The sequence below is a fragment of the Christensenella intestinihominis genome, from assembly GCF_001678845.1.
In the GTDB taxonomy this organism is placed as follows: domain Bacteria; phylum Bacillota; class Clostridia; order Christensenellales; family Christensenellaceae; genus Christensenella; species Christensenella intestinihominis.
Genome location: NZ_MAIQ01000004.1, coordinates 119,954 through 140,193, shown reverse-complemented (window position 1 = coordinate 140,193; position 20,240 = coordinate 119,954). Strand labels below are relative to the sequence as shown.

At 52.5% G+C, this 20,240-nt stretch carries 18 protein-coding genes, 1 tRNA gene and 1 riboswitch; of the genes, 12 read left to right on the top strand and 7 right to left on the bottom strand.

Annotation, left to right across the window (positions count from 1 at the left end; translation table 11 throughout):
• Positions 1-242 precede the first annotated feature (242 nt).
• Both speD and speE read left to right on the top strand, forming a co-directional pair.
• Positions 243-1,007, top strand: a complete 765-nt coding sequence (gene speD / locus BBD38_RS07110; protein WP_066686202.1) for an adenosylmethionine decarboxylase — start codon at positions 243-245, stop codon at positions 1,005-1,007.
• Positions 985-1,854, top strand: coding sequence for a polyamine aminopropyltransferase (speE, locus tag BBD38_RS07105; RefSeq protein WP_066686200.1), 870 nt, complete (start codon positions 985-987; stop codon positions 1,852-1,854). Before speD ends, speE begins: the two co-directional genes overlap by 23 nt.
• Before the next feature lie 271 nt (positions 1,855-2,125).
• On the opposite strand, the gene BBD38_RS07100 is transcribed toward speE, so the two are convergent.
• A complete protein-coding gene (locus tag BBD38_RS07100; RefSeq protein WP_066686196.1) occupies positions 2,126-2,680 on the bottom strand; it encodes a folate family ECF transporter S component in 555 nt (184 codons plus the stop codon).
• A 105-nt stretch (positions 2,681-2,785) separates the two neighbouring features.
• Positions 2,786-2,882: riboswitch (THF riboswitch) on the bottom strand.
• Between the two features lie 261 nt (positions 2,883-3,143).
• Between BBD38_RS07100 and nifJ the strand changes: the two genes are divergently transcribed.
• Together nifJ and BBD38_RS07090 are read left to right on the top strand one after the other, a co-directional pair.
• Positions 3,144-6,647, top strand: a complete 3,504-nt coding sequence (gene nifJ, locus BBD38_RS07095; protein ID WP_066686193.1) for a pyruvate:ferredoxin (flavodoxin) oxidoreductase — start codon at positions 3,144-3,146, stop codon at positions 6,645-6,647.
• A gap of 211 nt (positions 6,648-6,858) precedes the next feature.
• On the top strand, positions 6,859-7,956 hold the full coding sequence (locus BBD38_RS07090; RefSeq protein WP_172807785.1) for a DEAD/DEAH box helicase: 1,098 nt from the start codon (positions 6,859-6,861) through the stop codon (positions 7,954-7,956).
• Between the two features lie 762 nt (positions 7,957-8,718).
• Here the strand turns inward: BBD38_RS07090 and BBD38_RS07085 are convergent.
• The 3 genes from BBD38_RS07085 to BBD38_RS07075 form a co-directional block, all read right to left on the bottom strand.
• On the bottom strand, positions 8,719-8,997 hold the full coding sequence (locus BBD38_RS07085) for a GNAT family N-acetyltransferase (RefSeq protein WP_066686187.1): 279 nt from the start codon (positions 8,995-8,997) through the stop codon (positions 8,719-8,721).
• 145 nt (positions 8,998-9,142) lie between these two features.
• Positions 9,143-9,574, bottom strand: coding sequence for a hypothetical protein (locus BBD38_RS07080; RefSeq protein WP_066686186.1), 432 nt, complete (start codon positions 9,572-9,574; stop codon positions 9,143-9,145).
• A gap of 18 nt (positions 9,575-9,592) precedes the next feature.
• Positions 9,593-10,087: a DUF4190 domain-containing protein gene (locus BBD38_RS07075; RefSeq protein WP_147568116.1), complete on the bottom strand. Its 495-nt coding sequence runs from the start codon at positions 10,085-10,087 to the stop codon at positions 9,593-9,595.
• Between the two features lie 255 nt (positions 10,088-10,342).
• Between BBD38_RS07075 and BBD38_RS07070 the strand changes: the two genes are divergently transcribed.
• From BBD38_RS07070 to BBD38_RS07060, 3 genes are all read left to right on the top strand, one after another.
• Positions 10,343-10,418 (top strand) — tRNA-Thr (locus BBD38_RS07070).
• 50 nt (positions 10,419-10,468) lie between these two features.
• The gene (locus BBD38_RS07065) at positions 10,469-11,548 is read left to right on the top strand and encodes a D-alanine--D-alanine ligase family protein (protein WP_328585605.1); all 1,080 of its coding nucleotides are present in this window, start codon (positions 10,469-10,471) and stop codon (positions 11,546-11,548) included.
• A gap of 5 nt (positions 11,549-11,553) precedes the next feature.
• Complete coding sequence (locus BBD38_RS07060) at positions 11,554-12,906, top strand: UDP-N-acetylmuramoyl-tripeptide--D-alanyl-D-alanine ligase (protein ID WP_066686179.1); 1,353 nt, start codon at positions 11,554-11,556, stop codon at positions 12,904-12,906.
• A 40-nt stretch (positions 12,907-12,946) separates the two neighbouring features.
• On the opposite strand, the gene BBD38_RS07055 is transcribed toward BBD38_RS07060, so the two are convergent.
• A complete protein-coding gene (locus BBD38_RS07055) occupies positions 12,947-13,342 on the bottom strand; it encodes an HsmA family protein (RefSeq protein WP_066686178.1) in 396 nt (131 codons plus the stop codon).
• Between the two features lie 182 nt (positions 13,343-13,524).
• Between BBD38_RS07055 and BBD38_RS07050 the strand changes: the two genes are divergently transcribed.
• From BBD38_RS07050 to BBD38_RS14485, 4 genes are all read left to right on the top strand, one after another.
• On the top strand, positions 13,525-13,875 hold the full coding sequence (locus BBD38_RS07050; protein WP_066686176.1) for a demethoxyubiquinone hydroxylase family protein: 351 nt from the start codon (positions 13,525-13,527) through the stop codon (positions 13,873-13,875).
• Positions 13,876-13,889: 14 nt separating this feature from the next.
• On the top strand, positions 13,890-14,702 hold the full coding sequence (locus tag BBD38_RS07045) for a family 1 encapsulin nanocompartment shell protein (protein ID WP_066686172.1): 813 nt from the start codon (positions 13,890-13,892) through the stop codon (positions 14,700-14,702).
• Positions 14,703-14,855: 153 nt separating this feature from the next.
• On the top strand, positions 14,856-15,023 hold the full coding sequence (locus BBD38_RS14490) for a hypothetical protein (RefSeq protein WP_156738176.1): 168 nt from the start codon (positions 14,856-14,858) through the stop codon (positions 15,021-15,023).
• A 14-nt stretch (positions 15,024-15,037) separates the two neighbouring features.
• The gene (locus BBD38_RS14485) at positions 15,038-15,184 is read left to right on the top strand and encodes a hypothetical protein (protein WP_156738175.1); all 147 of its coding nucleotides are present in this window, start codon (positions 15,038-15,040) and stop codon (positions 15,182-15,184) included.
• A gap of 78 nt (positions 15,185-15,262) precedes the next feature.
• Here the strand turns inward: BBD38_RS14485 and BBD38_RS07040 are convergent, their stop codons facing one another.
• On the bottom strand, positions 15,263-15,802 hold the full coding sequence (locus tag BBD38_RS07040; RefSeq protein ID WP_066686170.1) for a DUF2284 domain-containing protein: 540 nt from the start codon (positions 15,800-15,802) through the stop codon (positions 15,263-15,265).
• Positions 15,803-16,016: 214 nt separating this feature from the next.
• Positions 16,017-18,395, bottom strand: a complete 2,379-nt coding sequence (locus BBD38_RS07035) for a glycoside hydrolase family 3 C-terminal domain-containing protein (RefSeq protein ID WP_066686168.1) — start codon at positions 18,393-18,395, stop codon at positions 16,017-16,019.
• A 251-nt stretch (positions 18,396-18,646) separates the two neighbouring features.
• On the opposite strand from BBD38_RS07035, the gene BBD38_RS07030 reads away from it, so the two are divergent.
• The gene (locus BBD38_RS07030) at positions 18,647-20,149 is read left to right on the top strand and encodes a C40 family peptidase (RefSeq protein ID WP_066686167.1); all 1,503 of its coding nucleotides are present in this window, start codon (positions 18,647-18,649) and stop codon (positions 20,147-20,149) included.
• Positions 20,150-20,240 lie beyond the last annotated feature (91 nt).

The following is a 20,240-nucleotide window of genomic DNA, read 5'->3' as shown; positions in this document are numbered from 1 at the left end:
TCTTGGGCCTGCAAATATTGCTTTGCTTGGTAATACTTATGATAGATGACCTGAAAAGGCAAATATATAGCCGTCAAAAGGAAGCACAGCCAAAAAATGATAAAAGTGTGATTGCCGGGGAAAGGAGAAATGGTTTCCATTTCATGAACGTTGATATATAATAAAATTATGACTTTACGCGCGTGCGGGAGCTCGCCGCAGCCGACGATCCTATCCCGAAGTCATAAATAAAACAATTCCGTATGCGGAGGCATGGTTTGCAAAAACTGAAATTATATGGATTTAACAACCTTACGAAAACGCTGAGTTTTAACCTGTACGACATTTGCTACGCCAACACCAAGGAAGACAGGCGCAGTTATATTGAATATATTGACGAATGCTATAATGCGCGCCGCCTGACGGAAATCCTCACGGATGTGGCGCGCCGGATCGGCGCCCAGGTGCTGAACATCGCAGAACAGGACTACGAACCGCAGGGGGCGTCCGTCACTATGCTGATTGCGGAAGAAGAGGTGCCCGCGAGCCTTGTGGGGCATCTTGACAAAAGCCACCTTACGGTGCACACTTATCCGGAAAGCCATCCGCAAAACGGGGTTTGTACCTTCCGTGCGGATATCGACGTTTCCACCTGCGGGGAAATATCGCCCCTCAAAACGCTCGAAAAGCTTATCACGAGCTTCGATTCGGATATCATTACCATGGATTACCGTGTGCGCGGGTTCACCCGCACGGAAGAGGGCGGCAAGGTATTCATGGACCACGATATCATGTCCATCCAGGATTACATCCCCGGCTCAATCCTCAAAAAGTATGAAACCTACGACGTTAATTTATACGAGGAGCGCATTTTTCATACGAGCATGATTTTGAAAGAATACGATCTTGACAATTACCTTTTTAATTTGGACGCGGCGGACCTCAAGGAAAAAACGCGCGCGCGCATCGAGAGGAACCTCGAACGGGAAATGAAGGAGATTTTTTATGGCAGGAATTTCAAAAAATGATTGGTTTTATGAATATTTTACGGAAAACGCAAAGTTCGGCATTAAGGTAAAAGACCATTTTGTCGATACCAAAAGCGAGTTCCAGAAAATTGATTTTTATGATTCTTATGAATACGGGCGTTTTTTTACGCTGGACGGTTTTATCATGCTGACGGAGCGCGATGAATTCATCTATCATGAAATGCTGGTGCACCTGCCGATGGCGGTAAACCCGGACGCCCGAAAGGCGCTTATTATCGGCGGCGGGGACGGCGGCGCGGTGCGCGAGCTTGTGCGGTATCCGGGAATCCGCCATATCGATATGGTGGAAATCGACCAAATGGTGGTCGACCTGTGCGGGGAATACCTTCCCAGGACCGCCTGCAAGCTGAATGATCCGCGCGTATCGCTGCATTATTGCGACGGCATTGCCTTTGTGCGTGATGCGCAGGAAAAATACGACCTGATCCTGATTGATTCCACCGATCCCGTCGGGGTGGGGGAAGGGCTCTTTTCACAGGCGTTCTACGAAGACTGCGCGAGGCTCCTCGCGCCCGGCGGGGTCATGGTGAACCAGCATGAGAGCCCTTATTATGAGGGAGACGCAGTGGAGATGGAGCGCGCGCACAAGAAGCTTTCCTCGGTATTCCCCATATGCAGGGTGTACCAGTTCCATATGCCAACCTACGCCTCCGGGCACTGGCTGTTCGGGTTTGCATCCCGGGATCGCGATCCTCTTTCCTTTGACGCGGATGCGTGGAACGCGCTCGGCCTTTCCACAGGTTATTATAATACGGAGCTCCACCGCGGCTGTTTTGCGCTGCCGAACTATGTGCTCAAAAGGCTTGAAACGGCGCGCAAAAAATGAAACGGCAGGATTTACAAATTATTAACAAAATACTACTTGCAATATGCAGGGATGTAGTATAAAATGAAACCATATCTTAGGAGACTAGGATATGTCAATCCCCACCCTTTTATTATTTTTTGAAAAGCCGGTTCGCGAGAACCGGCTTTTCACGTTTCACGGGGTTTATATACGTTTCCTTTGCCGGGCATTTGTTTTGGCGCGCTGGATTCCCGCGGGAAAAACGGCAAACAAAAAAGCGGCGGATGTGCCGCTTTCTGCCGGTCCGTATTTATGCCGCGGCGGGCATATACAGGGATTTAAACATTTTCCGCTTGTTTTTCAGGAGTATGCACATCAGGACGATGTACACCGCGCACATGATATATGTGGAGGGCAGGCGCGTTGTAAGCACCACAAGGTAAGTCGGCCCGTACAGCAGGTAGTTCCAGAAGGAATTAATCAGCAGGGAACAGACCGTCTGCGTAAGCGCCGTGCCGAGGGAAATTTTCGCAATGGACGGCACCTCGGCCGGGCGTTTCTTCCTGTAAAAAACCAGCCCGGAAATAAGGCCGTAGAGGATCATTGTCACCGTAAAGCCGGGAAAATAAGGACCGGGCTTCGCCGCCGTACCGATGAGGAAGGACAGCAGGTCGGTCACGCCGCCCGCCGCCGCGCCCCAAACAGGGCCGAGCACCGCGCCCGTCAGCATAATGACCACGGGCGCAAGGTTGAATTTGATGCTTTCCGTCAGGTAAAAAGACAGGAAGCTGCCGACGACGACGGCAATGGCGATAAAGGTTGCGCAATACACAAGGCGCAGGGTTTTTGGACTGATTTTGGACATAAAAATAACCTCCCTTTCGTAAAAATGGCAACGCTTCTACAAAAGAAAGGCTGTCGGCCGGAATGCTGATAAGCAAAAAGCCGCCTCAAAGAATCTTCTTTTGTGAGCAGCGGACGCGACTTTGCACCGCAAGGCCAAGGGCCTTTTCGTTATCAGGCGACATCCCATCCTGATACACTTAACGCGCAAAATCTACTCTGCACATTTTTCTGTTGTGCTTTCAGTATAGCATAGGAAAAAAGGGAGCACAAGGCATAGCTTTGGGGAGAAAAGCATTTCTTTCCCGAAAATAAAAAATGTACGTACATACGGATAAATTGCAACCCCCTCGCATCCTGTGGATGAAATTTCAAAAAAAGGGGATATAGCGGCGTTTCACCTTGACTTTTCGGTGCCCGCAATACTATAATTATAATGTTGCGAATGTTTTTAAATGAATTATAAAATTAGGAGGTCACTAAGAATGGCAAAACAAACAATCGACGGTAATACCGCCGCCGCACACGTCGCATATGCATTTTCCGACGTCGGCGCGATTTACCCGATCACTCCTTCCTCGCCGATGGCGGAGTCCTGCGACGAATGGGCCGCGGCAGGAAGAAAGAATATCTTCGGACAGACAATGAAAATTTCCGAGCTGCAGTCCGAAGGCGGCGCTGCCGGCGCTGTCCACGGTTCGCTCGCTGCGGGCGCCCTTACGTCCACATTTACGGCGTCCCAGGGCCTGCTGCTCATGATCCCGAATATGTACAAAATTTCCGGCGAGCTCCTCCCGGCGGTGTTCCACGTTTCCGCACGGGCGCTTGCCGCGCATGCGCTCTCCATCTTCGGCGATCATGCCGACGTGATGGCCGCACGCCAGACCGGTTTTGCCATGCTGGCTGCCGCTTCCGTACAGGAAACGATGGATATGGCCGCGGTGGCGCACCTCTCCACGCTGAAAGCAAAGGTTCCGTTCGTGCACTTCTTCGACGGTTTCCGCACGTCCCACGAAGTTTCCAAGATCGAGCTGCTTGATTACGACAAACTGGCGGAGATGGTGGACTGGAAGGCAATCGAGGAATTCCGCGCGCGCGGCATGAACCCGGATCATCCGCACCAGCAGGGTACGGCGCAGAACCCGGATATCTACTTCCAGAACAGGGAAGCTGCGAACAAGTATTATACGGCGACTCCGGCAATCGTTCAGGAAACGATGAACGAATTTGCGAAAATGTTCGGCCGCCAGTATCATCTGTTTGATTATGTCGGCGCTCCGGATGCGAAGCACGTTGTCGTCATCATGGGCAGCGGCTGCGACGTAACGGAAGAAGCGATCAATTACCTGAACGCGCAGGGCGAAAAACTGGGCCTCATCAAGGTTCGCCTGTATCGTCCGTTCGACGCGAGCGCGTTTGTGGATGCGATTCCGGCTTCGGCTGAAAAAGTGACCGTCCTTGACAGGACAAAGGAACCCGGTTCCCTCGGCGAGCCGCTGTATGAAGACGTCGTAACGGCGCTCTTTGAAGCGGGCCGGACCGGCATCAAGGTTTTTGCGGGCCGCTATGGCCTTGGTTCCAAGGAATATACGCCTTCCATGGTGAAAGCGGTTTACGACAACATGAAGCAGGCTGCCCCGAAGAACCACTTCACGGTCGGCATCACGGACGATGTGACGGGAACATCCCTTGAAGTGAAAGACCAGATCGATTCTTCGCCGCACGGCCTTTTCAGCGCGAAATTCTACGGCCTCGGCTCCGACGGTACGGTGGGTGCGAACAAGAACTCCATCAAAATCATCGGCGACCATACGGATATGTATGCGCAGGGCTATTTCTCCTATGACTCCAAGAAATCGGGCGGCATCACGATCTCGCACCTGCGTTTCGGGAAATCCCCGATCCAGTCGGCGTACCTCATCACGCAGCCGGATATGGTGGCCTGCCACAATCCGTCCTACGTCATCCGTTACGACGTTCTCGAAGGAATCAAGGAAGGCGGCACGTTCCTGCTGAATTCCCCCTGGTCCCTCGAAGAGATGGAAATGGAACTTCCGGCGGTCATGAAAAACGTTATCGCCAAGAAGAAGCTGAAACTCTACAATATCGACGCAATCAAAATTGCGGGCGAAATCGGCCTCGGCGGCAGGACCAACATGGTTATGCAGTCCGCGTTCTTCAAGATTGCGAACATTATTCCGGAAGCGGACGCCATCGATTATATGAAACAGGCGATCAAGAAGACCTATGGCAAGAAGGGCGACGAGATCGTAAACATGAACTATAAAGCGGTTGACGCGGGCATGGCGGTCCAGGAAGTGAAGTATCCTGACAGCTGGGCGACGACAACGCAGGGCGCTCCGTGCCTTACGCTGCCGGATGATAAATATTACTGCGACGTAATCCATCCGATCCTCGTCCAGAAGGGCGACGAGCTTCCGGTTTCCGCGTTTGATCCGCGCGGCTTTGTTCCGACGGGTACGACGAAATTCGAGAAGCGCGGCATTGCCGTCAACGTACCGGAATGGCAGATCGGCAACTGCATCATGTGCAACCAGTGCTCTTATGTATGCCCGCATGCCGCAATCCGTCCGTTCCTCGCGACAGACGAAGACCTGAAGAATGCCCCGGCCGGTTACGAGACGAAACCTGCGCGCGGCAAGGAAGGTTATAACTACCGCATCCAGGTTTCCACGCTCGACTGCACGGGCTGCGGAAACTGCGCGGATATCTGCCCGGCGAAGGAAAAGGCCCTCATCATGAAGCCGCTTGCTGAGCAGGAAAAACTCCAGAAGGACAATTGGGACTTTGCGGCGGCGCTACCCGAACCGAAGATCGAAATCAAGAAGAACACGGTTCCGGAAAGCCAGTTCTTAAAGCCGCTGTTCGAGTTCTCGGGCGCATGCGCGGGCTGCGGCGAAACGCCGTATGTAAAACTCGTTACCCAGCTCTTCGGCGACAGGATGACGGTTGCAAACGCGACGGGCTGCTCCTCCATTTACGGCGGCAGCGCTCCGACGTGCCCTTACACGGTCAACGACGCGGGCAAAGGCCCGGCTTGGGCAAACTCGCTGTTTGAAGACAACGCGGAATTCGGCTACGGCATGAACCTCGCGTTCACGGCGCGCAGGAACGCCCTCAAGGATCAGGTACAGGCTGCAATCGACGCACCCGGCGAAAAGGACGCGGCGGTTGTGGAAGCAATGAAAGCATGGCTCGAAGTGGCCGACAAGGGCGACGAGTCCAAGGCTGCGGCTGCAAACCTTGAGGCGGCCCTCGAAAAGGTTGCGGATAAGTGCGATACCTGCAAGAAAATCCTTGACCAGAAAGACCTCTTCATCAAGAAGTCCGTATGGATTTTCGGCGGCGACGGCTGGGCGTACGATATCGGCTACGGCGGACTCGACCACGTGCTCGCTTCCGGCGAAGACGTGAACGTACTCGTCGTAGATACGGAAGTTTATTCCAACACGGGCGGCCAGGCCTCCAAGGCGACGCCGACAGGCTCGATCGCGAAGTTTGCGGCTTCCGGCAAAAAGGTCAAGAAAAAAGACCTTGGCGCAATTGCCATGACATATGGCTATGTGTATGTTGCAAGCGTTGCAATGGGCGCGAACCAGAACCAGCTCCTGAAAGCAATGCAGGAAGCGGAAGCATATCCGGGTCCGTCGCTCATCATTGCGTATGCTCCGTGCATCAACCACGGTATCAACATGGGCAAATCGCAGCATGAAGAAAAACGCGCGGTGGAAGCGGGCTACTGGCAGCTTTACCGCTATAACCCGACGCTTAAGGAAGAGGGCAAGAATCCGTTCACGCTCGATTCCAAACCGGCAACGGCAAGCTTCCAGGATTTCATTATGAGTGAAACCCGTTATAAATCCTTAAAGAAGCTCTTCCCGGAAATGGCGGACGAACTGTTCGCAAAATCCGAAGAGGAAGCGAAAGAACGGTACGAATACTACAAGGGTCTCGCAGAAGAAAAATAACCGTTCAGGCAAAGAAAGAAAACGCTCCCGCAATATTGCGGGAGCGTTTTTTGCATCCCGCGTTTTACAAACGGCGGAAAGTGTGCTATACTTCAGAAGTATACAAAGTAGATTGATAAAAAGACCTTGCTTTGAGAAGCAGGGTCTTATTTTTTTGCTGAAATGGGAAAGAGGTAATGATTTGAGTTTTTCGATGCAATTGTCAAAAGAAATGAACAAAACGCTTAACCGCGTAGGCTATGCAAAGCCCACGCCTATCCAGGAGCAAACGCTTCCGGCGCTTTTGGAAAAGAAAGACCTGATTGGTCTTGCGCAAACGGGAACGGGAAAGACCGCCGCGTTTATGATTCCGATCCTGGAAAATATTTTTCCGCCGAACAGGAAAGTCCAGGCGCTGATCCTGTGCCCGACGCGCGAGCTTGCCATGCAGACCGCAAAGGTGGCGACAGAGCTCTCCGCACATATGCACGGCGTGCGTACGGTAAGCGTGTACGGCGGCCAGCCGGCAGGCATACAAATCAAGGCGCTGCGCGGCGGGGCCCAAATCGTTGTGGGAACGCCCGGACGTTTAAAAGACCTTATCAGCCGGAATGTGCTGAAACTGAAAAATGTACGCACGGTCGTAATGGATGAGGCGGACGAAATGCTGGATTACGGTTTCCTGGGCGATATGAAAGAAATACTGTCCTCTGTGCCGGAGCAACGCCAGACCATGCTGTTTTCGGCGACAATGAACAAAGAGATCACGGCGATTGCAAAACAGTTCCAGAAAAACCCGGTTCGTATTAAGATTGGGGAGCAGAACCGTCCGGTCGAAACGGTGGAGCAGGCCTATATGCAGACCAAGCGGAAATCAAACGCGGTCTGCGGGCTGATTAACCGCTGCAATCCCAGGCTCACGCTCGTGTTCTGCAACACCAAGCGCAAGGTGAAGGAGCTGCAAAAAGAGCTTTACCACCGGGGATTTTCCTCGGCCTGCCTGCACGGCGATATGCGCCAGAAGGAGCGGGATACGATTATGAATACCTTCCGCAAAGGAAGGACAAAGGTGCTTGTCGCGACGGATGTTGCGGCCCGGGGGCTTGATATTGAAAAAATCGATATGGTGATCAATTATGATGTGCCGGACAAGCCGGATTATTATGTGCACCGCATCGGGCGAACCGGACGCGCAGGAAAAGACGGGAAGGCATATACGCTGATTACGCCGCGGGAGCATGGCAAGATAAAGGATTTGGAACGCAAGCTCCACATCAGGATTTTCCGGGAAAAGAATGAGGAAGAAGCAAAAGCGGAAGCGGTATCATAAATCAAAAAATGGGGTTTCCGTTCGGAAACCCCATTATCATATTTACATTTAATTTTACTCTTGTGCACCTGCGCTCTGCCTATACCTTCGGGTCATGCATCCCCCATCGGTTCCTGCCGACCGCCACATTGATACGCAGCATCTTTTTCTATATTTACGCACCAACCGGTTGCTCCGGTATCGCATTTCTTGCGAACAAACTGCACCTCCGGCACCACGCACATTTGGTTTGAAACTGCTTCAAACCCCCTTGCGGCTACAACGCCCGCGATACGTTTGCTTTTTCGGCGCCTTCACTGAGCTTTCTTTACAACTCTGTCGTGGAATCCGGCCTGCCCTCCGCTTTCTTCACAGCATCTTCGGGAACCTTGCTTCCACCGTCACGGATATTTCCAAACTGTCAATCGCCAATTCAAAAAATTTTGTTCCGTGATCCCTTTCGTGCGACCTTAAAGCCTACTTCTGGGATTGTGCGTGCGTGCCCAATATCACGCATTCGGAATCGTACATTGGTATCACGCCCTTTCTTTCTGCATTCAGATTTTCTTCCGGACCACTGTCCGCCGAAGTCCATCTGTCCTTACTATTATCATACCCTGAAATCAGATTCTTAAACCATCATTTTCTTCTGACCTCTTGTATGATCTCTTGTTATATGTATTCTACATCCGAATTCAAATTCCTGCAAGTATTTTTTGAAATTTTCAAAAAAAATGTTTGAACAGGATTAAACCGTTCAAAAATGCTTGCCCGATCGGATTATTACGGTGCAGGAAATAAAGCGTTTAATTCTTCCGGATGCTCTTCAAACCATTTGACTACATAAGGGCAAGTGGCAAAAGGCTGCTTTTCCGCTTCCGCAATTTGCTGGAGGGCGGCGCGTACAAGCTTGTCGGCAATGCCCTGCCCGCGCAGGGACGGGTCGACAAAGGTATGGTTGATATCCGCCCTGCCGCCATTTTGGGGAAACGTGATCTCCGCAAGCAAATGTCCGCTTTTATCTTTCGCATAAACGCGTTCCTTTTCATATTGAAAAATCATTAATCTACCTCCCAAGGATGTCTTTCCTTTATTATACAAAGAGGAACGCCGGTGCAAACAAAAAAAATTGGAAGCCGTAAAAAAATCACGCGGTTATACCGCGTGATTTTTCAGCCGTATTTTACTGCTGCAAGAGCAAAGCCGTTCAGCTTGCTTCCGGCGTAATCGTTCCTTCGCCTACGGTATAGGTAATCACTGTGGACCCGCCGTCCTCAAAATAAAAGCTGATGAGGATGATACGCCCGTCCGCTGACGCTTCCTTTCCGATCTGGTAGCTCTGGCCGGTTCCCTGGGCCTGCGCTTCCTGCGTAATCATATAGCCGTCCGAAACCAGGCTTTCAATATAGGAATTGAGTTCGTCGAGGGCCACGCCCTGATAGGTAAGCTCTACCTCTGCGGCTTCCGTATTGATGCTTTTCGACGTGCCGGTGATCTTCTTTTCCCCCACCACGGAATATAAAGAGGGGAGGACTTCGCCGCCCACTTCAACCGTTGGCGCGGTGCTGGACGCGCATCCGGCCATAAACACCATCATGGCAAGCAAAATGAAAGCCAATATCCCACGTTTGTTTTTCATAACGGTTCCTCCGCCTGATTAATACCAATAGGACATCAGGGAAACCGTATTTAAAATCCAGGAGATGACCGCAATCACAAGGCCGATAATACCACAGGTAAAGCCGGCATTTGCCATGCCCCTCTGATCGGCAGGGAGGATGCGTTTGGCCTTATTGCCCAACGTGAGCGCAATAATGCCGAGGATAATTCCGACAATCGGAACAAATAAACCCATTACAATAGCGATAATGCCGCAAACAAGGCTGCCCGTGGCCGAACTCTTTGCCGCGGAAGTATCCTGGTAACCCTGCGGCGGCGCCTGCTGATACTGCGGCTGCTGATATTGCTGCTGGGGCTGTTGTTGTGCCTGCGGCGGCTGGTATTGCTGCTGGGGCTGCTGTTCCTGCGGCTGTTGGTACTGCTGCTGGGGCTGTACCGGCGGGACATTATTCTCCGCCGCTTTCGCCGCGCCGCAATAAGGGCATGCGTTTAAATTGTCGTCGTAACTTTGATTACAGTTGCTACAAATCATCAAAAAATCCTTCTTTCCCATTATTTTATGGAACGGACGAAACCCGGCCAATTCCATAAGACTTATTTTATCATAGTTTCATTATAACGTAAAAGAACGGGAATATGAAAGCAATTTGTGCATTTTTTAATCTTATGCGGGCCATAGGTCTCTGAAGATTTTTGATTGCAGTGAAAACCGGAAAATTTCTTCCGCCGAAAGGGATTGAAAAATTTGCCGGAGTATCATATAATATTTAAGTCGTAACTTTATTATGCTGATGTGGCACAGGAGGTAGCGCACATCCTTGGTAAGGATGAGGTCACGAGTTCGAGTCTCGTCATCAGCTCCAGAAAATCCCTTCAACCACTCGGTTGAGGGGATTTTTTTAACGACAGGCATATGAAGCTGTGTGAATGCGGATGGGAGTGTTTTAAAATCATGATGAATATTGTTGTTTTGGCAGGCGGAATCAGCACGGAACGCGAAGTATCCCTTTCTTCGGGAACGATGGTCACCAATGCGCTGCGGCGGGCAGGTCACCGTGCGGTGCTGGTGGATTCCTTCCTCGGCGTCGATGTGCCGGGGGATGTGATGGACGTATTCAACGTGGAAGGCGAAATGGAAGCCGTCCGTGTAGAAGAAAATGCGCCGGATATTGCAAAGGTAAAGGCCGCCCGCGGAGACAGCGGTTTTGGAACCGTCGGCAAAAATGTTATCGAGGTCTGCCGTGCGGCGGATATCGTATATATGGGGCTGCACGGCGAAGACGGCGAAAATGGGCGCATGCAGGCTTTTTTCGACGTGCTGGGCATTCGGTATACGGGTACGGGCTATCTTGGCAGCGCGCTTGCCATGCATAAGGGAATCAGCAAGAGGATGGTGGCGGACAGCATCCTGAAAACCGCAAAAAGCAAGGTCTTTTATAAAGGGAAGGGAACGGAAGGAATCGAAGAAATCGGCTTCCCCTGCATTGTAAAACCGTGCTGCGGAGGCTCGAGCATCGGCATTGCCAAAGCGGAAAATAAGGAAGAGCTGGCGCGAGCGCTGGCCGATGCGTTCCGGTATGAAGACGAAATCATGGTGGAACAGTTTATCACGGGCCGCGAATTTTCAGTCGGAATATTGGGGGATATGGCGCTTCCGCCCATCGAAATCATTCCGCGCGGCGGCTTCTACGATTATGCGCATAAATACCAGGCGGGCTGGACGGAAGAGGTGTGTCCGGCGGATATCGATAAAGCGACAGAAAAAACAATGCAGGAAATGGCGCGGGAGGCGTGCCGCCTTTTAAAACTGGAGGTTTATGCGCGCGGGGAATTCATCCTTACGGAAAACGGCGGGATATATTTCCTGGAAATGAATACGCTCCCCGGCATGACGCCGACCAGCCTGCTGCCCCAGGAAGCGGCGGTTGCGGGTCTTTCCTATGAACAATTGTGCGAACGAATCATTGAGCTTTCGCTTGAAAAATACAGGTGAACCGTATGAAAGAATTTTTACTCAGCCAGGCCGTGGAAGCGGTGCATGGAATCTACTGCGGGGATGCGGATGCGCTCTCGAAAAGCGTACGCGGCGTTGTGATCGATAACCGCAGGGTGGAAGCGGACTTTTTGTTTGTGCCCATCAAGGGGGAACGGTTCGACGGTCACAGCTTTATTCCCGCCGCCTATGAAGCGGGCGCGCTTGCCTGCATTACGGAACGGAAGCTTGAAACGAAACGGCCATATATCCTTGTGGAAGATTCCCTGCTGGCGTTCCAGAATCTTGCGGAATTTTACAAAGGATTGTTTGATGTCAAAACAATTGGAATTACGGGCAGCGTAGGAAAAACGACCACAAAGGAGCTGATCTCGTCCGTGCTTTCCCAAAAATATGACGTGCTGAAATCGGAAGGGAACCTGAACAACCAGACCGGCGTACCGCTGACGGTGTTCCGCCTCGGGGAGCATCATGAAGTTGCCGTGGTGGAAATGGGAACCAACCATTTTGGCGAAATCCGCAATCTTGCGAAGATCGCGCGGCCGGATTTTTGCTTCCTGACCAACATTGGGGAAGCGCATATCGAGCATCTGGGATCAAAAGAGGGCATCTTGGAAGCAAAATCCGAAATGCTGGAATATATGCAGAAGGATGGGCGCGTGTTTGTAAACGGCGACGATCCTTACCTCAGGATGCTCAGGGATACGCGAACGGATGTAACCGCGTTCGGCATAGGCGTGCAAAACGATATTTACGCCGGGGAAGTGCAAAGCAGGGGCCTCCACGGGACGGATTTCGTGATCCATACGGCGGATGTGGAATTCCCGGTGCACGTTCCTTCGCCGGGCGGGCATATGGTGTATAACGCGCTTGCCGCTGCGGCTGCCGGGCTTGCGCTTGGCATGACGCCGGAAGAAATCGAAACAGGCCTTGCGGAATATAAAACGATTGCGGGGCGCATGTGCATCGAAACCAAAAACGGCGTTACGGTTTTGAATGACGTGTATAATGCAAACCCCGGCTCCATGCGCGCGGCGCTGGATGTGCTTACCTACGCGGAAGGCGGAAAGGTCTGCGTTCTCGGGGACATGCTGGAGCTTGGCGGCAGGGCGGGGCAATATCACCGTGAACTTGGCGTATATGCGGCGCAGAAGGCGGACCGCGTGCTGTGCGTGGGGACGCTTGCAGAGCAAATTTACGCGGGCGCAAAAGAGGCGGGTGCGGAAACGTTTTACTTCCCGACGCAGGAGGAACTACTGGAAAAGATACGGCAGCTGGTCCGCGAAGGCGACGCGGTGCTGGTCAAAGCCTCGCGCGGAATGAAGCTTGAAAAGACGGTTGAATTCTTACTGAAGTAAAAAAGAGCTGCAGCCTTGCAGCTCTTTTACTATTTTCATGTTACGCGTTCATCCCCACGACCATTCCCAAAACATACGGGATAAGCCATACGGCCCACACAATCACACTGAATTTATGGAAGGAAGAACGCAGCCCTTCGCTGCCCCTTACCAATACATAGGTCGCCCATACCGCATGGAAAAGCATAAGGGCAATCGCGGCAACGCCCGTTATCCCGTGCAGAAGCCTCGTTACCCCTGAAAGCTGCGCCGTACCCGCGGCGGCAATAAAACTCATGATCGTGGTGCCCGTCGTATCAAAAGCAAGGCCGCACCAAAAGGTGACGACATGCTTTTTTTGAAGCGTTCCGCTTTTCCGTTCGCCAAAAACGCCCACCGTATAAAATACAAGGGCCAGTGTAATCGTAATAATTGCAAAAACCAGTTTAATATCCATAATTTATTCCCCGCATCACATTATAAGCGCCCGGGATTAAAAAAGCAAACCTTCATTAAAATTCACGGGTTTTGGTTTTATTCCAAAAAATCCAGTTTAAGTATAGACCTACAAAGAGCCGCGCTGGAAGTTGAAGGGCGCTGCCGTTTCATTATTGGCTGAAGAGAAAGGGAGTTGATATTATGCCAAGCTTTGGAAACCCGTTTGCGGGGAATGTGGAAAGAAAAATCACCAAGGGAGAACTTATACAGGCGGTACGCCTTGATATTGCAGGGGAGCTGGAAGCCATCTATCTGTACGACGCCCATGTTATGGCAACGGACGACATCGTTGCGAAAACGGTGCTCGCGGATATTCGCGATGAGGAAAAAGCGCACATCGGCGAACTGATGACGCTCCTTCAGCACCTCGATCCGGAAGAAGCGGAGCATTTTGCTTCCGGCGTAGAGGAAGTTAAGGAAATGATGGAAAAACTGGGCACCCCGGATGAAGCGGCGGTCAAAGCCACCGTGGGCAGCCTTTTGGATAAGTAAGGGAGGAAGCGGACATGGATTATTTATCGAGGGAAAGCGCGCCTTTTGGCGAGGCGCTTTGGGATAAAATCGACGGCGCGGTTGTTGAATCGGCGCGGAGGAACCTGGTCGGACGCCGTTTTCTGACCGTGTTCGGGCCGCTCGGCGCGGGCGTGCAAAATATTACGATCGACAGCAAAAAGAAAGAAGAAGTCTTTGAGGATGGAATTGTAAGGACGGAAGGCAGGCAATATGCGGAAATCCCGCAGGTTTATGACGATTTTATCCTCCTGTGGAGGGACATCGAGACGAGTGAAAAGGCAGGCTATCCGGTAGATGTTTCTTCCGCCATGACGGCGGCGGAATCCGTAGCGCGCAGGGAAGACAAGCTGATCTTTTTTGGCAACCAGGCGCTTGGGCTGACGGGCCTCATGAACGCGCCGCGCGCCAACAAAATAAAACGCGGCGACTGGACGACCGGCGAAAATGCGTTCGCCGATATCGCAAAGGGCCTCACGATGCTGAACGACAAGGGCTATCTGGGGCGTTACGCATTGATCCTGAGCCCGGACCTCTATCTCGATCTTCAGCGGATACAGCCGGGCACGGGCCTGATGGAGATTGACCGTATTTCCACAATGGTCGACGGCAGGCTGTTCCGCGCCCCGGTCCTCGGGATCAAAAAAGCGGCGCTTGTGTGCTGCGAACCGCAGTATATGGATATCGTCATCGGGCAGGACATACAGACGGCCTATCTTGAGCTTGTGGACCTCAACCACCATATGCGTGTGCTGGAAACGGTGCTTCCGCGCCTGAAAGAGCAGGAAGCGGTCGTGGTGTTTAACTAACGGAATTACACAAAAGGACCTGCCAAAAACGGCAGGTCTTTTTTGTTATATAGAAGGATTACAAAAACGTAATCTTATTGTAAGCAAGAGGAATAGCAGGATTTCGTCCCGGGAAGTACGATAGAATCAGAAAAAGACAAGGAGGACGAAAACATGAAACGAATTTTGTTTTGGTTAATCATAGGAACGACGGTGCTCGCAACGCTTGTTTATTCGGGCATTACAACGGTAACGCATAAGCTCAGGCGGAAAAAGGAAGACGGAAAAAGCGAACAGGTAAGCGGCCTTATGCGGGATGCAAGGTACGCGATGATTAAGTAACGGGAGGAATGGAAATGGAAAAAGTTAAAAAAGCCCTGTATACGGCGGGAGTGCTCATTGGAACGGTTTTCCTCGTCACGACGGGGGCAACCGAAAAGGAAGTGCTGGAACTTCTCCCGGATTACGGGAAGGGAAAAAGAGGCGGAGTACCGCGGGAGTAAATATTCCCGCGGTTTTTCGTTCCCGGATTTATGCGGGAAGAATGAAGGACAATGCCTGCCGGGGATTGCCCTGAAAGCCTAATTGAACAGCACTATGCCCGTATTGGTAATGGTGCCCGCGCCATGGATATATGCAAGCCCGCATTTTTCGCATAATATGGATACATCGATTCCGCATGCCTCCAGGGATATGTTTTTGCGGTCCGGGAAGCGGCAGGGAGCGGCAGGATAGGTACACTCCGGGCAAAACCTGCATGCGCCCGCGCCGAGGACCAGCGCCTCCGGTTCAGGCACACTGCTTTTTAAGTATAACCGGATGCCGTCCGATATTTCCCCGAAGATATGTTCCGCCGCCATCATCCCCTCGTAATCAAAGGAATCCTCCAGCGTGCCCACAGATTGATAGACAACGCCGCGCCGGTACTCCCGCACTCTGCGCGCGAGCTCTTCCACCATGCCGCAGCCGGGAGGGCAGCCCCAACCCGCGCCATACGCGCCGCAGCGGTTCATCTCGCACAACAGGCGGAGTTCGGGCGAAAAGCTGATTTTGGAAACCGCGATGGGCGCGGTATACATCGCCCCCAATTTTTGCAGCTCTTGCGTGATTCGCTGTTCCATAGCCAACCTCCCCGTGTGAATAAAGCAAGCTTTTTCCTATTATAACATATGGACTGTGAAAAACGGTTTCTCCGGCGCGCCGGGTTTCCTGCAAACAAAAAACCGGCACAAGGCCGGTTTTTTGCTGATTGGGGGTATGTATTGTTTTGGCGTCACTTCAGCCCGTAGGCGTCTGTGACATAATATATATACCCTGTGTTTCCGGCAGTAAACACTATTTTTTTGATTTTATTTTTTGCTTCCTGCGTTTCCGGTAGGCGGAGAAGAAAGCAAGCAGGCCCATGAATATCTGGCCGTTCACAATCATCAATACGCCGCGGGCCATGCCATAGGTGAAAAAGCCGCCCGACATGGAAACCAGAACCCGCATGGGGTTCTCCTCCAACAGCCGGAGCATAATGTCATGCCCCATGTATCCGCCCGGGTCGATATGCTTTTCCACGAACCGGGAAACCAGCCGGTGCACCGTGCGTCCGATGGCCACGGAATCAAAATCCTTCAGGGTGGCGTTGATGGTAAACGGATGGATGCTGAAGGTAATATGCGGGATTTTTTCAAATAAGCCGTAATATTGCACGGCGTCCCAGTGCCCGTCCGCGGAGACCGGATATTCGGGCAGCGGCTCGCCGTTCGGGATTTCCACGATAATTCCCAGCCTCAGGTCGCGCGAAGAAGCGCCGATCAGCACGTGGACGTCCTGCATCAGCTTCCAGCCGTCGGAAAAGAAGGAAAAGTCGCGCTCCGTAAGCGTAAAGGAAACGCGCGCGCTTTCGCCGGGCTGTAAAAATATTTTTTCAAAGCCGCATAATTTTTTCACGGGCGCCTCGTCCGCGCGGACATAGCACTGTACCACTTCCGCGCCGGCAACCTTGCCCGTGTTTTTAATTTGGACGCTGACCGTAACCGTACCGCCGGGGGCAAGGCTTCCCGCATCCGTCTGCATATCGGAATATTCAAAGGTGGTGTATGAAAGCCCGAACCCAAAGGGGAAAAGGACTTCCTTTTCCGCCGCGTCGTAATAACGGTATCCTACGTAAATGCTTTCACGGTATTCTACGTTGTGGCGGTCGTCGGAAAAGAAATGATAAGACGGATTATCCGAAAGCCGGAGCGGATAGGTTTCCGCAAGCTTGCCGCTCGGGTTCACCTCCCCCGTTAAAATCTGCGCCATGGCAGACGCGCCCGCCTCGCCGCCCAGATAGCAATTCACAAGGGCGGAGACGGAGGAAAGCCACGGCATTTCAACAGGAGCGCCGCCGCACAGCAGGACCGCCACAGGTTTGATTTTTGCGATACGTTCGATCAGATCGACCTGGTTTTGCGGGATGCGCATGTGCGCCCGGTCGATTCCCTCCACTTCATATTGCGGGGGCAGGCCCGCAATGATAACGGCAACGTCGCAGTCCTGCGCCGCCCGTTCCGCTTCGGCGATCATCGTTTTGTCCGCTATATCGGCGGAGACGGAAAAGCCCGGCGAATAGGTGTAATGAATTCCATACTTTGAGAATACGCCGACCGCATTTTCCAGGTTTGCGGGATGAATCATGGAACTCCCCGCCCCCTGGTAGCGCGGCTGTTCGGCGAATTCCCCGAGAAGGGCGACCTTAACGCCGGGTTTCAGCGGAAGCAGGCCGTCGTTTTTGAGGAGGACGGCGCTTTCGGCGGCCGCACGCCGGGCAAGCGCATGGTTTTTTTCCATATCGCACCGATAAGGGATTTTTTTATTTTCTTCACACCGGAATATAAAGGAAAGGATGCGACGCACGCATGCGTCAAGGTCCTCCTCGGAAAGCATACCGTTTTTTACGGCCCGGAGGATGCGGTTCGTGTTTTCCTCACCGGAATAGGGCATTTCGAGGTCGAGTCCGGCGGAGATGCCCTTTTCCCGGTTATAGCATGCGCCCCAATCGGAAACGACAAGGCCGTCAAACCCCCATTCGTCCCGCAGCAGGCCGCGGATCAACGCGGGTGATTCCCCGCAATAGGTGCCGTTCAGCATGTTATACGCGCTCATGACCGCGTAAGGCTTTCCCTTTTTCACGGCGCGCTCAAAGCCTTCGAGATAAATCTCGCGCAACGCCCTTTTGTCAATAATGGAATTGGAGACCATGCGGAAATATTCGCGGTTATTCGCCGCAAAATGTTTCAGGCATGCGCCGGTTCCCGTGCTCTGGATTCCCTGGATCATGGCCGCGCCGAGCTCGCCGGAAAGCACCGGGTCCTCGGAAAAATATTCAAAATTACGGCCGCACAGAGGGGAACGTTTGATATTGATTCCCGGGCCGAGCACCATGGATATTCCCTGCTCCCGCGCCTCGCTTCCAAGGGCGGCGCCCATTTCGTGCAGGAGCTCCCTGTCCCACGAACATGCCGTGGTTGAAGCCGCGGGATAGCAGGTTGCGGGCACGGACTGTTCAAGCATGGCCGTGCTCTCGTCATACTGTTTCCGCAGGCCGTGGGGGCCGTCCGTCATCAGGACGCTGGGAATACCGCAGCCTTTGACCGGGAAGGTATTCCATGCGTCGAGCCCGGAACACAGGTCCGCCTTTTGTTCCTGGGAAAGCTGCGAAATGATTGCGTCAATCTGTTCCATAAATCCTGACCTTTCTTAGAGATACATTATATTATACCATACAGCGCCGGACGGGAAACGGGCCGAAAAAGTTTTACAATGGAACCCGGCAAAAATTTTTTTTTAATAAATAGAAAAAATTCTTTTAGGCATGCGAATTATGGGTTATTTATTACGCAAATATTACAAAAAAGTTAAAAAACTATAGACAACTCAAAAAAAATGTAGTATACTCATAACAAATTCGCGGAAGCGAAAAAAAGGAGACCAACATGATTAAGCCATTTGGGAAACACAGAACGTTTGTCAAAGCCAGACGTAACGGCGACGTTTCCTCGAATAGCGAAAGCGTATCCCGCACGGCGGTGCGCTATCGCGTCAGAAAGAAGAAACGTTTGTTTACGGTGGTGACGGTTGCTGTGGCCTCGGTGATGATTCCGATCATGATCGCGTCAGCCGCAACCGGGGACATGAAGATGACTCCGCAGCCGGAAAAAACAGCACAGGTACAGGCAGCGGCGCAGCCGCAGGAAACGGAAGAAGCCCAGCCCGCCTCTACGGCGACGCCTAAGCTGACGGAAACGACGCAGTCGGCAGCGCCTGTCGCTTCGGAAGGCTCGGTGGTGACGGCGGAAGGCGAGACAGCCCAGACGCAGGCTCCGGCAGCGCAAACACCGGCGGCGGAACAGACGCAGGCGGCCGAGGAACCGGCGGTAGCCGTTACCTACATGGAAGGCATGACCGACCCGAAGGTCCATGAAATCCAGCAGAGACTGATGGACCTCTATTATATGGGCCAGGATGACACCACGGATTATTTTGGGCCTGCAACCAACCAGGCGCTGAAATATTTCCAGCGTAAGCATGGACTTACGGTCGATGGCGCGGCAGGGCCGGAAACGATGGCGTTGCTGTTCTCTGAAAACGCAAAGGAATATTCCATGTCGCTCGGTATGGCCGGCGCGGATGTGGAAAATATGCAGGAACGCCTGATCGAGCTTGGTTACCCGATCTCTGAGGCGACGGGCTATTTCGGGGAAGAAACCGAAAAAGCGGTGAAGTATTTCCAGAGAATGAGCGGCCTTGCGGAAGACGGCAGCGTCGGCCATATGACGGAAGAACTGCTTTATTCGGGCGCGGCGGAAAAATCGCTTGAATATGAACAGATGCAGGCGGATAAGGAAGCTGCGGCACAGAAGCCTGCGGAAGACAACAGCGGTAAGGAAAACGACAAACAGGAAAGCAGCAAGGAAGACAACAGTAGTAAAGAAGATAGCAACAAGGAAGACAGCGGCAGCAAGGAAGACAGCAAGCCGGAGAGCGACGATTCCCCGCAGGAAGACAGCGCTCCCGCAGAGGATAATTCCTCGTCCTCCGAGGATTCCGGAGACAGCGCTCCTTCGTATACGGCAGACGCAGGTTCCGTAGAGGCGTTTATCGCGGTTGCGGAAGCACAGCTTGGCAAGCCGTATGTGCTTGGCGGAAAAGGACCGAATTCGTTTGACTGCTCAGGGCTCATCTACTACGCCCTCAGGGAAAGCGGAAACGATGTTCCTTACAGGACGTCGGGCGGCTGGAGAAGCACGGATTATCCGACGATCACCAGCATCAGCGATTTACAGCGCGGCGACATCATCTGCATGGACGGCCACGTGGCAATCTACCTTGGCGACAATATGGTGCTTGACGCATCCTCGAGCCAGAATGCAATGGTCACAAGGGAATTTGGTTCCTGGTTCAGGAACGGCTTCATTTGTGCGAAGCGTCCCCTGTAACATCATTTAAAAAAAGGTGTAAGCCAAATCCCCTGCTTCCGAAAGAGAGGCGGGGGATTTTTTTGCGCGTCAGCCGGAGGCTGAATGCGGC